The 13,870-nt window shown below is 45.3% G+C and carries 18 protein-coding genes; 6 read left to right on the top strand and 12 right to left on the bottom strand.

The annotated features are described in order from the left end of the window. Positions 1-54: 54 nt before the first annotated feature. From ACH97_RS01975 to ACH97_RS01960, 4 genes are all read right to left on the bottom strand, one after another. Positions 55-840 (bottom strand): GH12 family glycosyl hydrolase domain-containing protein, encoded by a 786-nt coding sequence (locus ACH97_RS01975; RefSeq protein WP_020452753.1) that lies wholly within the window; start codon positions 838-840, stop codon positions 55-57. A 182-nt stretch (positions 841-1,022) separates the two neighbouring features. Further along, entirely contained in the window at positions 1,023-2,312 is a 1,290-nt protein-coding gene (locus tag ACH97_RS01970) for a hemolysin family protein (RefSeq protein ID WP_020452754.1), read from the bottom strand. Positions 2,313-2,362: 50 nt separating this feature from the next. After that, positions 2,363-3,037, bottom strand: coding sequence for a zinc metallopeptidase (locus tag ACH97_RS01965; protein ID WP_023856125.1), 675 nt, complete (start codon positions 3,035-3,037; stop codon positions 2,363-2,365). Positions 3,038-3,135: 98 nt separating this feature from the next. After that, positions 3,136-3,360: a YuzI family membrane protein gene (locus ACH97_RS01960; protein WP_023856126.1), complete on the bottom strand. Its 225-nt coding sequence runs from the start codon at positions 3,358-3,360 to the stop codon at positions 3,136-3,138. A 182-nt stretch (positions 3,361-3,542) separates the two neighbouring features. On the opposite strand from ACH97_RS01960, the gene ACH97_RS01955 reads away from it, so the two are divergent. Beyond that, positions 3,543-3,797, top strand: coding sequence for a membrane-integrating protein MstX (locus ACH97_RS01955; protein WP_020452756.1), 255 nt, complete (start codon positions 3,543-3,545; stop codon positions 3,795-3,797). After that, complete coding sequence (locus ACH97_RS01950) at positions 3,794-4,777, top strand: potassium channel family protein (protein WP_020452757.1); 984 nt, start codon at positions 3,794-3,796, stop codon at positions 4,775-4,777. The genes ACH97_RS01955 and ACH97_RS01950 overlap by 4 nt, the downstream gene beginning before the upstream one ends. On the opposite strand, the gene ACH97_RS01945 is transcribed toward ACH97_RS01950, so the two are convergent. Together ACH97_RS01945 and ACH97_RS01940 are read right to left on the bottom strand one after the other, a co-directional pair. Then, complete coding sequence (locus ACH97_RS01945) at positions 4,774-5,178, bottom strand: YugN-like family protein (RefSeq protein ID WP_020452758.1); 405 nt, start codon at positions 5,176-5,178, stop codon at positions 4,774-4,776. The two genes, ACH97_RS01950 and ACH97_RS01945, sit on opposite strands and share 4 nt — an antisense overlap. A 37-nt stretch (positions 5,179-5,215) precedes the next feature. Next, positions 5,216-5,782: a DUF421 domain-containing protein gene (locus ACH97_RS01940; RefSeq protein WP_020452759.1), complete on the bottom strand. Its 567-nt coding sequence runs from the start codon at positions 5,780-5,782 to the stop codon at positions 5,216-5,218. A 116-nt stretch (positions 5,783-5,898) separates the two neighbouring features. Here ACH97_RS01940 and ACH97_RS01935 point away from each other — a divergent pair, with 116 nt between their 5' ends. After that, complete coding sequence (locus tag ACH97_RS01935) at positions 5,899-6,375, top strand: TspO/MBR family protein (RefSeq protein ID WP_020452760.1); 477 nt, start codon at positions 5,899-5,901, stop codon at positions 6,373-6,375. Between the two features lie 74 nt (positions 6,376-6,449). Then, complete coding sequence (locus ACH97_RS01930; protein ID WP_020452761.1) at positions 6,450-6,977, top strand: GNAT family N-acetyltransferase; 528 nt, start codon at positions 6,450-6,452, stop codon at positions 6,975-6,977. Between the two features lie 21 nt (positions 6,978-6,998). Here the strand turns inward: ACH97_RS01930 and ACH97_RS01925 are convergent, their stop codons facing one another. Beyond that, entirely contained in the window at positions 6,999-8,351 is a 1,353-nt protein-coding gene (locus ACH97_RS01925) for a glucose-6-phosphate isomerase (RefSeq protein ID WP_020452762.1), read from the bottom strand. 289 nt (positions 8,352-8,640) lie between these two features. Continuing rightward, complete coding sequence (locus tag ACH97_RS01920) at positions 8,641-9,804, bottom strand: iron-containing alcohol dehydrogenase (protein ID WP_048350482.1); 1,164 nt, start codon at positions 9,802-9,804, stop codon at positions 8,641-8,643. 141 nt (positions 9,805-9,945) lie between these two features. Here ACH97_RS01920 and ACH97_RS01915 point away from each other — a divergent pair, with 141 nt between their 5' ends. Continuing rightward, entirely contained in the window at positions 9,946-10,182 is a 237-nt protein-coding gene (locus tag ACH97_RS01915) for a DUF378 domain-containing protein (RefSeq protein WP_020452764.1), read from the top strand. Between the two features lie 32 nt (positions 10,183-10,214). On the opposite strand, the gene yugI is transcribed toward ACH97_RS01915, so the two are convergent. The 3 genes from yugI to ACH97_RS01900 all read right to left on the bottom strand — a co-directional run bounded on the left by yugI (position 10,215) and on the right by ACH97_RS01900 (position 12,481). Further along, the gene (yugI, locus tag ACH97_RS01910; RefSeq protein WP_020452765.1) at positions 10,215-10,604 is read right to left on the bottom strand and encodes a S1 domain-containing post-transcriptional regulator GSP13; all 390 of its coding nucleotides are present in this window, start codon (positions 10,602-10,604) and stop codon (positions 10,215-10,217) included. 203 nt (positions 10,605-10,807) lie between these two features. Further along, positions 10,808-11,980 (bottom strand): aminotransferase, encoded by a 1,173-nt coding sequence (locus tag ACH97_RS01905; protein ID WP_020452766.1) that lies wholly within the window; start codon positions 11,978-11,980, stop codon positions 10,808-10,810. Continuing rightward, positions 11,981-12,481, bottom strand: coding sequence for an Lrp/AsnC family transcriptional regulator (locus tag ACH97_RS01900; protein WP_003184796.1), 501 nt, complete (start codon positions 12,479-12,481; stop codon positions 11,981-11,983). 203 nt (positions 12,482-12,684) lie between these two features. Between ACH97_RS01900 and ACH97_RS01895 the strand changes: the two genes are divergently transcribed. After that, a complete protein-coding gene (locus tag ACH97_RS01895; protein ID WP_020452768.1) occupies positions 12,685-13,506 on the top strand; it encodes an alpha/beta fold hydrolase in 822 nt (273 codons plus the stop codon). A gap of 40 nt (positions 13,507-13,546) precedes the next feature. Here the strand turns inward: ACH97_RS01895 and ACH97_RS01890 are convergent, their stop codons facing one another. After that, complete coding sequence (locus tag ACH97_RS01890; protein WP_020452769.1) at positions 13,547-13,801, bottom strand: DUF1871 family protein; 255 nt, start codon at positions 13,799-13,801, stop codon at positions 13,547-13,549. Between the last annotated feature and the right edge of the window lie 69 nt (positions 13,802-13,870).

The following is a 13,870-nucleotide window of genomic DNA, read 5'->3' as shown; positions in this document are numbered from 1 at the left end:
ACATTTGGAATAAATTAAACACCGCTCTTTTTGTGAAAGAGCGGTGTGAATCCATCAGCGGACTGTTACGTCCCAATTGGAAATATTAATTTGTCCTGTGCCTCCGAAAACTTCCGTCCCGAATTCCACACTGCTGACATACTTTGTTTTGGAAAGCCAATGTTTGGAGTCGGCAAGATAATTCGTGAAATCCCGAACATTCAGGTTCGCACGTTGGGTGTTTGCCGTTCTGACAAATGAAAACACGTTCCATCCTTTGCCGCTTCCAGCATCAATATAGCCTTTATATACTTTCCAATTGTGCCCGCCGATCGAAACAGTTTCGACATAAGAACCGGCAGGTCCGGCATTTGTGTTATTGAGCCAGATCATAATCTCATCGGTTGGAGCCGAACCCCAGCTTGCCTTGTTTGTATTGTGGAGCCAAATGTCATATGCGGCATTGTACGTGCCGTTCGCACTGATCGAATAGCTGACTTTCGTGTTGATGTTTTTTTGATCTGACAATCGGGTCGGGAAGCCGCTGCCCGCAGTATAGCCTTCAGTCCAATGCCAGCCGCTGACGATCGACGGATAAGCTTTTACTGTGCTTGTATTGCTCGGCCAATTCCATACCCAGCCCATGTCTGAATCATTGTTATGATAAATGGTCTGCCACCAGCCGCTGACCTGGTCGGCTCCCCAAACATTGTTGAATATGTAGTATTTTTTGTTTTTAAAATACAATTTATCCGACGGGTTTGATGACGAAGCAGCAAGCGCTGAGAGCGGCCCCGTCAGCAGCATGATACATACAGCTCCCCATAGCAGGATAGCTTTTAGCAAATGGTTGTTTCTCACGTATTGAAAACCTCCTCATATTTATACACCCTATTATAAAAAAGAACGAAACGGAGTACATTCGTAAAAAGTCATGAATTTCCATAGATATATCCTCTTATCTTTGAAAAGATATCCATTTTATTGAAATAAAGAACGGCCATCGAACTAAAAAACAGCCGCGGTCGCCCGCAGCTGTCTTTTTAAAATTCCGTTTTTTTCACTTCAATGAAACGGATATGATGATCTTCAGCATCAAGAATTTTAAATTCGCATCCCTCAGTTTTGAGGATGTCACCGTTTTTCAGCTCCATCTTTTGCGTCAGAAGCCAGCCGGCAATCGTATCGACTTCTTCGTTTTCAATCGCGATATGAAGGAGGTCATTCACTTCGTCGATTAAAGCCTTTCCGTCCATAATATAATGGTGTTCGCCTTTTTTTATAATGTGCGGCATTTCGTCCTGATCAAACTCATCCCGGATTTCCCCGACGATTTCCTCCAATATGTCTTCAACCGTAACCAGTCCTGCCGTTCCACCGTACTCATCAACAAGAATGGCCATATGAATCCGTTCCTTCTGCATGCGAATCAAGAGCTCCTGGATCGGTATGTTCTCAATCACCCTGATGACAGGCCTCATTAAGTCCGTTAAAGGAATCGTCTCGTCGAGAAAATACGATTTAAACAAATCCTTGCTGTTGACAATTCCGATAATATGATCTTTATCATCCTTAATGACCGGATATCTCGTATAGCGTTCATTAATGACGGTTTCAATCGCTTCTTTTATGGATTGATCGGCCAACAAGGTAGCCATCTCCGTTCTCGGCACCATGATTTCCCGGGCCAGTCTGTTGTCAAATTCAAAAATTTTGTTGACGTATTTATACTCAGACTGGTTGATTTCTCCTTTTTTATAGCTTTCAGACAGCATAAGCCGCAGCTCTTCCTCACTGATTGCCACTTCATGCTCTTTAACCGAATGGAACCCGAACAGCTTCGTTAACAGCCGGGCCGAGCCATTCAGCAGTTTGATAAACGGGAACATGATTTTATAAAACAAAATGAGCGGCTTCGCCGTCCATAAGCTGACGGCTTCCGCTTTTTGAATCGCAATCGTTTTTGGCGCAAGCTCGCCGACCACAACGTGCAAAAATGTAATGATGACAAAGGCGGTAACAATCGAAGCCACTCTTAAAACGGATTCAGGCAGGCCAAATAGTTCAAAAAGCGGATGGATGATCCTTTCGAATGTCGATTCTCCGAGCCAGCCGAGCCCTAATGCGGTGATGGTAATGCCGAGCTGGCAGGCAGACAAATATTCATCAAGATTTGTCACCACTCTTTTGGCCGCAATCGCCCGCTTATCCCCGCTTTCAACAAGCTGATCGATTTTTGTGCCGCGGATTTTGACGATCGCAAATTCGGCGACAACGAAAAAAGCCGTAGCTGCAATTAAAAGTATGACGAGTATGAGATTCAGGATATTCAAAAAAAGCCCTTACCAAATATGGTAAGGGGCCACCTCCTTAAGACGAATGGTTAGTCATTACGACCGGACAGGAAAATTGCGACGAAGCGCAGCAGCTCAAACAGCGAAACAAGCGCTGCAGCAACATATGTCAAAGCCGCGGCATCCAGCACCTTGCTGACGCCTCTTTCTTCCGTGTTACGGATCATTCCTTCTGAAACGATGATCCTTTTTGCCCGGGAGCTTGCGTTAAATTCAACTGGCAGTGTCACAAGCTGAAAGAATACGGCCGCCGAAAACAAAATGATGCCGAGTCCGATCAGATTCAGGCTTCCGAGCAGCATTCCGCCGATAAACAAAAACGGCGCCACTCCCGAAGAAAAGTTCACGATCGGAAACATCTTATGCCTCAAAACAAGTGCGCCGTATGATTCCTGATGCTGCAGGGCATGTCCGCATTCATGGGAAGCAACGGAAACCGCTGCAATTGAACGCCCGTAATATACGGGTTCGGACAGGCGCACAACGCGTGCTGTCGGGTCATAATGGTCTGTCAAGGTTCCTCTTACCGGTTCAACCGGGATATCGTAAAGGCCGTTTTGGTCGAGAATCTGTCTGGCCACTTCGGCTCCAGTTCTCCCGCTTGACGCCTCTACTTTTGAATATTTTTCAAAGTTGCTCTTTACTTTAAATTGTGCCCAAATCGATAAACCTAATGCAGCAAATGTTAACAAGTAAAAAATCATGCTCATGCAATCATCTTCCCTCTTGTGATAAGTCGTTTAAAATTTTAATTGTAAATATATTTTATCCCGAGGGATTTCCTTTTGTACAGAAAAGTGCACTACCTTTTTCTTCGCGGTAAACAAACCCCGATAAAGATCAGCACCATTCCTGACACCATGATGTAGAAAGGCGGCCTTGTGGACAGCTCCTTGAAAAACTCCCTCCAGAATACCTCATCAGAGGAATGATAAACGGCATTTAAATCAAAAATGAATTGAATGGATGCCGCCGCCATCAGCTGGACTCCGACCAGTATGAAAAAGAGCCTCATTAAACAGGACATTCCGCTCCCATCCCTCATCCGTTTATAAAAAGTGTATGGAAGGACGGGAACCGATATGACGCCGCAGTAAAAATCTTCAGCTCTACCGGTTATTGTCGGTTAACAAAGGTTTATTTTTACCTGAAAAATTTTTGTAAAAGAGGGATATACTGAATAAAAAGGAGAGCACGGGTGGTGACACGGTGAAAGTAACGGATCAGGAAAAAGAACAGTTAAGCACGGCGATTGATAAAATGAATGAAGGGCTTGATGCGTTCATTCTTCTCTATAACGAATCGGAAAAAGACGAGCAGCTGATCGAATTTGAAGAAGAAACGGCAGAAATGATCAGACAAGCCATTGAACAGCACGGGAAAGTAAGCACCAATCAAAAGTTAAATGCAATCATCAAAGAGATTTTATCATTTTCCCTGCGGAAAGACGGTGAAGAAACATGAAATCAAACCGTGTATTTATCGCATGGCTGAGGTGGCCGATATATGTCCGCATCGCAATCATTATCCTTTTATTGATCATCCTTTTCGGTCAGCTGATCACATTCGTCGAGCCGCAGCAGTTTTCAAACGTTTTTGAAGGCGTATGGTGGGCGCTGATCACCGTGTCCTCAGTCGGATATGGCGATTTTGTCCCTAAAACCGCACTCGGCAAAACCGTCGGCATGCTCCTTATTTTAATAGGGGCAGCGTTTGTCACGGCCTATTTTGCAACGATGGCGACGGCCGCTTTTAGCAAGCAGCAGCGCTACGCCGAAGGCAAGGTCAACTACAGAGGCAAGGGACATATGATCCTGATCGGCTGGAACGAGAAATCCAACAAGCTGATGAGGACGCTCCAGGCCGCCGATTCAAACAAAACGATCGTGCTCATTGATGAAACACTAAAGGAAGGCCCCCTGATGGAAAACATTCATTTCATCAGAGGACCCGCTGCGGATGATGCCACACTGCAAAAAGCCAATATTGAAGAAGCTGAAATCGTCTTTATTACCGCCGATCAGCATAAAAGCGAAATATCTGCAGATATGCAGTCGGTCTTAACATTGCTGGCTGTTAAAGGCTTGAACCCGTCGGTGTATTGCGTTGTAGAAATCTTGACGGAAAAGCAGAAAAAAAATGCCGAGCGCGCCGGAGCGAACCAAATCATCAGTACGGCGGACCTTTTAAAAACAGCAATGCTGCAGCATTTTCTCATTAAAAATCAGCTTCCTGATCCGCTATTTAAGGAAGCCGATATTCATTTCAAAGTCCATCGGGTTCCGCTTCCGAAGACGATGGAAGGTGCGTCTTTTCAAGAAGTGATTCACCATTTCATGAAGGAAGACATTTTCGTCATCGGTATTCACCAAAAAGACGGGCCTGTGCTGTCTCCTTCATTTTCGTACAAGCTTCAGCCGACAGACCAGCTGCTGTCACTTTAGGAAAGAAGCGCCTTTTCGAGTTCTTTTACATACGATTGGCCAAGCTTTTCATAGACGCCGGGAATATCGGCGTCTTTTTCTTTCGGTTCAGCAAACTGGTCAAAAGATGCGCGAAAATTCCCCTGAACGACGTAGTCGTCCAGCGCTTCCTGATAGACGTGGCGAAGCAAAAACGGTGTACCGAGCTTGACCGTCGCATTTTGCGAATCAAGCTGTCCGTCCTCCGCTTCAAACGGAATCCGCAAAAATAAGTATCCTTCCTCATCATCAATTTTATAGTCAAAAAAGCCGCGGTCATATTCCCAGCCGCCGCTGATTACATAACCGAGAGGCTTAAGCGTCTGTTCGAGATGATAAAGAGAAAACGACCGGTTTTCCAGTTCAGAAGGTAAGCTTATCATAAAAAAACTCCTTTTTTCGTTTTTATACTTCTGGGCCCTAGCGCAATTGTTTATCAGGTTCGTGCAGGTGCCCTTCATTGATTTCCTTAAACAGATTGTCCTCCGGCTGCTGCAGGTTGTTTTGCATGCGGAGGAATTTTTTATACTCTCCCATAGTAAAAGGCTTTGCATCATCCGATAACTCGTAGCCAATCTGGCCGTTTGATTCGAGCGTTACGTTTTTCACGTCCGATAATTTTGAAATCCCCTGTGTCCTGAGCCTCATTTCCAGCTGGTCGACAGTCAGGCGGTGCTTTTTTAGGTTCTGCTTCTGAAGCTCGCCGTTTTCGATTAATACAACGGCTTTCCCCGCAATCAGGCTTTCAAAAAAATCAAATTTCATTTTCAAATACTCGATCAACAGAAGGACGATGATAAAGATCGATGCAGCTGCCACCGTTTTAAAAATGCTGTCTTCAATGATCGGCTGAACAATGATCGTTCCGATGGAAATCATGACGACGGTGGTGGCTATTGTCATCTGTGAAATTGATTTTCTTCCCGAAATTCTCAGCAGAATAATACCCGTTAAGATGAGAAACAACGTTTCCAATACAAATAACATGATGTCACTTCACCCGTTTTATTTTTTAGTATGGATCAGAAGCTTGTGCGGTATGAGTATATTTAAACGAATAGGGAAAGACAAAGGTATGAGCTTACTATGAGGAGGGACTTCTATTGAAGAAGGAAAAAATAGTAGCGGCTGTGATCGTGTTTCTCGTTACATATGCACTGTTTTCACTCGCGGGCGTTTTATTTCCCGTAGATCGTGAATGGTATGAGTCATTAAACAAACCGGATTGGACACCGTCAGGCCGTTTGATCGGAACCATCTGGAGCGTGCTGTTCGCCTTCATTTCATTAGCGGCGGCGCTTGTGTATGCCACATATGATCTGAGAAAAGCAGCGGCGCCATTTTGGATCATGCTGATCATTAACTATTTGTTTAACCAGGCATTCAGCTATTTTCAATTCACGGAAAAAAACGTACTTGCTGCCTCGGCCGACTCCTTTTTCGTAGCCTTGACCGCTCTTGCGCTCGCCTTGATTACACTTCGCATTCATAAAAGAGCAGCACTTCTCCTTGTCCCTTATGTGTTGTGGAGTTTTTTCGCGACTTATCTCGCGTTTGCGATTTACGGGATGAATCATTAGGTTAACGGGCCCCGCCGGCTATTGCCGTGTTAAAATAAGGTGAACAGCTGCCTTACAAGGGGGACCGGAATGGAATGAAGCACTGCTTTCTGCAAACAACACGCATCGGCTTTTCTTTATGGGCTAAAGAGAATTTGAATTTGGCAAAGACATTGTGGGGAAATCGAGATGTGGCCAAATATCTGACAGCAGACGGAATTATGACCGATAGCGAAATAAGAAATCGTTTGCTGCTTGAGATCGAACAATACAAAACACACGGTGTGCAATACTTCCCGATATTTAAAACAGGAAACAACGAATTCATCGGATGTTGCGGACTTCGCCCCTATGACCCGGAAAATGATGTGTACGAGCTTGGTTTTCATCTCGTCCGTTCGGCTTGGGGGAAAGGTTATGCATCTGAAGCGGCTGAGGCCATGATTGAATACGCATTTAACAAAATCCGGGCAAAAAAGCTGTTTGCGGGACATCACCCTGAAAATACAGCTTCACAAAAACGACTGGAAAAATTGGGATTCGTCTACACTCATGACGAATTTTATCCGTCTACTGGACTTCAGCATCCGTCATATGAATTAAAACAGCCTCCTGGACAATAAGTCCGGAGGCTGTTTTTTCGTTTATTGATCCAAACGTTTCTCAAGCTCTGCTTTTTTCTCTTCGAAGCCAGGCTTGCCGAGGAGAGCGAACATATTGACTTTGTACGCTTCCACTCCAGGCTGGTCAAACGGGTTGACGCCGAGCAGGTATCCGCTCATTGCGCAGGCTTTTTCAAAGAAGTACACGAGGTAGCCGAACGTGTAAGCGTTCATTTCAGGTACGTTCACGATCAGGTTCGGCACATTACCGTCTGTGTGCGCGAGCATTGTGCCTTGGAACGCTTTTTTATTGACGAAGTCGACCGTTTTGCCGGCAAGGTAGTTTAAGCCGTCAAGATCATTGTCCGCTTCTTCGATTGTCAGCTCATGTCTCGGCTTTTCAACGTTCAGCACCGTTTCGAACATGTCTCTTCTTCCTTCTTGTACGTATTGTCCAAGAGAGTGAAGATCCGTCGAGAAGTTGGCTGAAGATGGATAAATGCCTTTTTCGTCTTTTCCTTCACTTTCGCCAAAGAGCTGCTTCCACCATTCTGCGAAGTACTGAAGGCCCGGCTCGTAGTTGATCAGCATTTCAATCGTTTTGCCTTTGTTATAAAGGACATTTCTGACGACCGCGTATTGGTAAGCCGGATTGTCTTCAAGCTCTGATGTGGAGAAGTCTTTGCTCGCATCGCGGGCGCCCTTCATCATTTCATCGATATCGGCTCCGCTGACTGCGATTGGAAGCAAGCCGACCGCTGTGAGCACAGAAAAGCGGCCACCGACATCGTCAGGAATGATAAATGATTCAAAGCCTTCCTCATTAGCAAGCGTTTTTAATGCGCCCCGCTCTTTATCAGTTGTTGCATAAATGCGGCGTTTCGCTTCTTCTTTTCCATACTTTTCTTCAAGAAGCTTGCGGAAGATCCGGAAAGCAATCGCCGGTTCTGTCGTTGTGCCTGATTTAGAAATCACGTTGATTGAAAAATCAGCGTCTTCAAGAAGATCCATCACGTCTCTCATGTAAGAAGAGCTGATGTTGTTGCCGATGAAAATCACTTGCGGCGTTTTACGCTTTTCTTTCGGCAGCACATTGTAAAATGAATGATTCAACATTTCGATCGCCGCTCTTGCGCCGAGGTATGAACCGCCAATTCCGACAACCAGCAAAACATCGGAATCATTTTGAATTTTTTCAGCGCATTTTTTAATGCGGGCGAATTCTTCTTTGTCGTAGTCAGTCGGAAGATCCACCCATCCTAAAAAGTCGCTGCCCGCACCTGTTTTTTCGTGAATGGTATGGTGGGCGACTTTCACGAAGTCACGCAGATATGTAAGTTCATGTTCTTTAAAGAATGGCAATGCTCTTGAGTAGTCAAAACGGACATGCGTCATATTATTAAACCTCCAGTACTAGCTGTTTTCTTCCATATACCCGCCAGCGCTTTCATTTTCATGAGAGTGCGGGCCAAAGGGTTTTAAAACATGTCGATTTTCGGCGACAGCCTCTTCCCTTTTCACTTTATATGAACTCCTTCGTTAAATCAAGTGACGAAAAAAAGGAGGATGGAGGCAGACACGCAAAAATGCATGTTTTTCAGCCGCCACGCGCAGTTTTGTCAAAAAGATAACAAATGAACAACGGCTCAAGGTATGGCGGTCCTCCTTGAGCCGTCAAGAAATCTTATAAAGAAGCCTTCAAAATAGACAGAACATCGTCTTTATTCAGCGTTTTAAAGCGGCCGAATTCGCCGTTTGCCATCGCTTTGTCGAAAATCAGATCCAGCTTCTCATCTGTGATGTCATAATCAGCAAGACGATTTGGCGCGCCAAGGCTGGTCCAGAATTCAGACAGCTTCTCGATTCCAACAAGCGCCACTTCACGATCGGTTTTTCCTGTTTCATCTACGTCAAAAACGCGTACGGCAAGCTGTTTAAAGCGGCCGACATTTTCGGAAAGCGTGTGCTTCATCCAATTCGGGAACAGGATCGCAAGCCCTCCCGCATGCGGAATATCGTAGACGGCCGAAACAGCGTGCTCGATATTGTGCGTCGCCCAGTCTCCGCGTGCGCCCATTGATAGCATACCGTTCAGCGCAATGGTGCCTGTATAGAGAATCGTTTCGCGCAGCTCATAGTTTTCAAGGTCTTCAATGAGCTTAGGAGCTGTTTCAATCACCGTTTTGAGCAGGGATTCGCACATCCGGTCCTGATAAGGAGTATTTTCGGTATGGTGAAAATATTGCTCAAACACGTGGGACATCATGTCGACAATGCCGTAAATCGTGTGGTCTTTCGGAACGGTAAATGTGTTGACCGGATCAAGAATTGAAAATTTAGGGAATACGAGCGGGCTTCCCCAGCCGTATTTTTCATTGGTTTCCCAATTTGTGATCACAGATCCCGAGTTCATTTCCGATCCTGTTGCTGCCAACGTTAAAACCGTTCCAAACGGCAGCGCATCAGCAGGAATATGTTTTTTTGTCACAATATCCCATGCATCGCCGTCGTATTTCGCTCCGGCGGCGATCGCTTTCGTACAATCGATGACGCTTCCGCCGCCGACTGCCAATAGAAAGTTAATATCGTTCTCTTTGCAGATCGCGACTCCTTTATTCACAGTGGCAACACGCGGATTCGGTTCGACACCGGGCAATTCATGGACGGTCGCGCCTGCCTTTTCAAGAATTGAAATCACTTGATCGTATAAACCATTTCGTTTAATGCTGCCTCCTCCGTATACGAGCAGGACATTGCGGCCGTAGTGTTTCACCTCTTCTGCCAGCTTTTCAACTTCTCCCCGGCCGAATATCAGCTTCGTGGGATTCCAATATGTAAAATTATCCATCTACATCTCCTCCTTTATTTACTATTATGGGAAATCGCCGAATGCCCTGTAAAGCGATCTGCTCCTCAGGCGTATAATGTTTCCAAATCCGTCGCAATCTATAAATGTGAAATATAGGACTTCAAAAAGGAGGAAAAACAAATGAATGCACTTCAACGTATTGCATTGGTATTAACAATCATTGGAGCAATCAATTGGGGACTGATAGGATTTTTTCAATTTGACTTGGTTGCAGCCATTTTTGGCGGTCAAGGATCCGCTTTAGCCCGGACCGTTTACGCGCTTGTCGGAATTGCAGGTCTGATCAACCTCGGACTTTTATTTAGACCGGCTGAAGAGACTGCTGGCGAAGACGCCAAGCAGCCGGAAATGCGATAAAAAAACTCCGGCTTTTGCCGGAGTTTTTTCATTTACTTCTTAATAAGATCTTTTCTGTTGGACTGCTCGATCCACTCTTCAAGTTTGTCTTTTAACGTGTTGAATCCTTGTGGAGCGGCTGTATCTTCGGCTTGAACAGCCTTTTGTCTTCTAGGCTTGCTTTCTTTTCGTTCAGGAGCTGCCTGTGTAGCGCGGATAGAAAGGCTGATTTTGCCTTTTTCCTCATCTACAGAAAGAACCTTCACTTGCACCTCATCACCGATCGCCAAGTGCTCATTAATATCTTTAACGAAACCGTGTGTTACTTCAGAAATATGCACGAGTCCCTGTGTTTCTTCATCTAATGCAACAAACGCTCCGTACGCCTGTAATCCAGTCACTTTTCCAGTGTAAACACTGCCTACTTCAAATTTTGCTGTCATAACTAACAACTCCTAAATCATATGAATTTAACTCTTTTTATACGCAATAAAAAATTATATCATACAAGTCTTTATTAAGCAAAAAAACTTTTTTAAGCATTGTATGTTTAAAACCGAGCTGAAAGGGGAATACTAAAGAACAACTAAGGCTTTCTAGTATTCCCCCCCTTATGTTGATGCGGACCTTTTAGGTGCGCATTTTTTTATTGAACTGCACCGGTCTTCTGGACAAAGCGTTTCATTCTGACGAGCGCTTCCTGAAGCTGTTCAAGCGAGGAAGCGTAAGAACATCTGATATAGCCTTCGCCGCTCGGCCCGAAAACATTGCCCGGGACGACGGCGACTTTTTCTGCGATGAGAAGCTCCTCAGCAAACTGTTCTGAACTCATGCCCGTTTTTTTAACGGACGGAAACGCGTAAAAAGCGCCCCCCGGCTGATGACAGTCAAGCCCGATCTCGTTCAGTGAATCCACAAACACATTCCTTCGGCGGCGATAGCTTTTTTTCATCTTTTCGACGTCTTCGAGCCCGTTTTTAAGGGCTTCCTCCGCCGCAAATTGAGCCATGCTCGGCGCGCACATCATCGAGTACTGGTGAATTTTCAGCATAGGGTCCCTTAAATATGCAGGAGCTGCGACATATCCAAGGCGCCAGCCTGTCATGGCAAACCCTTTCGAAAAACCCGATATCAATATCGTCCGCTTTTTCATTCCGGCGATTTCCGCAAAGCTTGTATACGCTTCATCGTATGTCAGCTCGGCGTATATTTCATCCGCTATTACAATCAGGTCATGCTGTTCAGCAAAAGCCGCGATCTCTTCCAGTTCTTTTTTTGTATACACAGAGCCTGTCGGATTAGACGGCGTGCAAAGGATAATGGCCTTCGTACGTTCAGTCAGAACGGCTTCAAAATCGGCTGCGCTCGCTTTAAATCCGCGTTCTGCGTTCGTGTGAATGTGAACCGCTTTTCCCCCCGCCAAAGAAACAAGCGCTTCATAAGCGACAAAACAAGGCTCGGGAATCAGCACTTCTTCTCCGGGATCAAGGATCGCCCTGACCGCAATATCAAGCGCCTGGCTTGCTCCGACTGTGACAATCAGCTCGTCATCAGGAGCATAATCCAGATGAAAGCGTTTATTCAGATAAGCGCTGATCTCTTTCCGCAAAGAAAGAAGACCCGCGTTTGCCGTATATGACGTGTAGCCCTGTTCAAGGGAAAGGATGCTCGCTTCCCTGACATTCCACGCCGTTACAAAATCGGGCTCTCCGACGCCCAATGAAATCACGCCTTCCATTGTGGACGCAAGATCAAAAAATTTGCGGATGCCCGACGGTTTGATTTGCTGGGCTGCTTTCGAAATATAAGTTGTCCTCATTTAAGGAGACACCACGATTCTTTTGTCATCATCACCGGAGTCAAAAACTTTACCGTCATGCTTGTATTTCTTTAAAATAAAGTGGGTGGTTGTCGACACGACCGATTCGAGCGTCGATAATTTTTCGGACACGAAATGCGAAATATCCGACATCGTTCTGCCGCGGATGACAACAGACAGATCATATACGCCTGACATCAAGTAAACGGATTCAACTTCCTGAAAACGATAAATCCGCTCGGCCACTTCGTCAAATCCGACGCCGCGCTTCGGTGTTACCTTCACATCGATCATCGCTGTAACGCCTTCATGGCCGTCGACTTTTCGCCAGTCGATCATTGCCGAATAATCGATGATGACCTTTTCTTTTTCAAGCTTTTCGATAATCGCTTTTGTTTCTTCCTGTGAAATGTTCGCCATTTTAGCAATGGTTTCAGGTTCGAGGCGGCTGTTTTCCTCTAATATTTCCAATATTTCTGTTTCTTTTTCTGTTAGCTTCATCTCGTTATCACACCTTTTATATGTCAAGAAATCTTCTGAATATTATAGCACGTTTTTGAACGAATGTAAGGCGGTAAAAAAGCGAAATCAAAGCGTGAAAAAAATTTTTTCGGGTACGATAAATAACGTACTCAGGACTTAGGCGACAACATGCAGCCAGATTGTTTGAACATGAAAGAAAAACATTCGGAGTGATTTGGATCATGCTGTTAACAAAACCTTCTATTGAAACCATTCAAGGGGTCAATATATATTATGAGCATTACGAGAATCCGGGCAGGCAATCGCTCGTTTTAATACACGGCTTTCTTTCTTCCTCGTTTTGCTACAGAAAAATCATTCCTCTTCTGAAGGATGAGTTTAATTTAGTCGCCGTTGACCTGCCTCCCTTCGGCCAATCAGAAAAATCCAGCACCTTTGTGTATACCTATCAAAACATGGCCAGGGTGGTCATCGAACTGATCGAAAGGCTGAGGATTAGAGACGCCGTGCTTGTCGGACATTCGATGGGCGGCCAGATTTCACTTTATGCGATAAAGGAAAGGCCTGAACTGTTCAAAAAAGTCGTCCTGCTGTGCAGCTCAGGCTATTTAAAGCGTTCCCCCCGCCCGCTCATTTTCGGGAGCCATATTCCTTATTTTTATTTGTACATCAAGCGCTGGCTATCAAAACAAGGCGTCCTGAAAAATCTCATGAATGTTGTCTACGACAGATCTCTGATCGATCAGGAGATGATCAATGGCTACCTGAAACCGTTTCTCGACGATCAAATTTTCAGGGCGCTCGCGCGTCTCATCAGACACCGGGAAGGCGATTTATTACCGGACGATTTGAAGAAAATCGAGACGCCTTCCCTCTTAATCTGGGGCGAAGAGGACCGCATCGTCCCTGTACAGATCGGAAAAAGGCTTCATCAGGATCTGCCCAATTCCATTTTCTATTCCCTGCGGGATACCGGACACCTCGTCCCTGAAGAAAATCCGGATTATGTATCAGACAAAATTGCCGATTTCATTTTGACATGAATATAAATAAAACCGCCGATTGGCGGTTTTTAGATTTTGATCAGCACGAACTGCTGTCTTTGATCACAAGGAGCCGTTCAGCCAGCTGTTTGCATTTTGCCAGCGGCAGCGTCTGATCAAATGATACTTCAAAAACGGACTGGATCGCTTCGCCCAGCCGCTCTGCATCGTTTTCCGTGTATACGGCCTGAACGATCTCGGCCGCTTCCGTTTCATAAAAATCGAATCCGGCTTGAAACGGATCCCATTCCTTTATGATGTGGATGATTTGTGCTGCTGCCTGACTTTCTTTCATCATGATCACCGCTTCATTGTAATATTTCAAAAGCTATTGTATCATAACGCGCCGGCTTGTCGATAAGGA

Origin of the sequence: Bacillus paralicheniformis (assembly GCF_001042485.2) — a bacterium.
GTDB classification, from domain to species: domain Bacteria; phylum Bacillota; class Bacilli; order Bacillales; family Bacillaceae; genus Bacillus; species Bacillus paralicheniformis.
This window is presented reverse-complemented; position numbering and strand designations above follow the sequence as displayed.

Excerpts from the sequence above, each read along its gene's own strand:
- ACH97_RS01965 (WP_023856125.1), bottom strand. The coding sequence starts at position 3,037 with ATGATTTTTTACTTGTTAACATTTGCTGCATTAGGTTTATCGATTTGG.
- ACH97_RS01960 (WP_023856126.1), bottom strand. The coding sequence starts at position 3,360 with ATGTCCTGTTTAATGAGGCTCTTTTTCATACTGGTCGGAGTCCAGCTG.
- ACH97_RS01950 (WP_020452757.1), top strand. The coding sequence starts at position 3,794 with ATGAAATCAAACCGTGTATTTATCGCATGGCTGAGGTGGCCGATATAT.
- ACH97_RS01945 (WP_020452758.1), bottom strand. The coding sequence starts at position 5,178 with ATGATAAGCTTACCTTCTGAACTGGAAAACCGGTCGTTTTCTCTTTAT.
- ACH97_RS01940 (WP_020452759.1), bottom strand. The coding sequence starts at position 5,782 with ATGTTATTTGTATTGGAAACGTTGTTTCTCATCTTAACGGGTATTATT.
- ACH97_RS01930 (WP_020452761.1), top strand. The coding sequence starts at position 6,450 with ATGAAGCACTGCTTTCTGCAAACAACACGCATCGGCTTTTCTTTATGG.
- ACH97_RS01925 (WP_020452762.1), bottom strand. The coding sequence starts at position 8,351 with ATGACGCATGTCCGTTTTGACTACTCAAGAGCATTGCCATTCTTTAAA.
- ACH97_RS01920 (WP_048350482.1), bottom strand. The coding sequence starts at position 9,804 with ATGGATAATTTTACATATTGGAATCCCACGAAGCTGATATTCGGCCGG.
- ACH97_RS01915 (WP_020452764.1), top strand. The coding sequence starts at position 9,946 with ATGAATGCACTTCAACGTATTGCATTGGTATTAACAATCATTGGAGCA.
- yugI (WP_020452765.1), bottom strand. The coding sequence starts at position 10,604 with ATGACAGCAAAATTTGAAGTAGGCAGTGTTTACACTGGAAAAGTGACT.
- ACH97_RS01905 (WP_020452766.1), bottom strand. The coding sequence starts at position 11,980 with ATGAGGACAACTTATATTTCGAAAGCAGCCCAGCAAATCAAACCGTCG.
- ACH97_RS01900 (WP_003184796.1), bottom strand. The coding sequence starts at position 12,481 with ATGAAGCTAACAGAAAAAGAAACAGAAATATTGGAAATATTAGAGGAA.
- ACH97_RS01895 (WP_020452768.1), top strand. The coding sequence starts at position 12,685 with ATGCTGTTAACAAAACCTTCTATTGAAACCATTCAAGGGGTCAATATA.
- ACH97_RS01890 (WP_020452769.1), bottom strand. The coding sequence starts at position 13,801 with ATGAAAGAAAGTCAGGCAGCAGCACAAATCATCCACATCATAAAGGAA.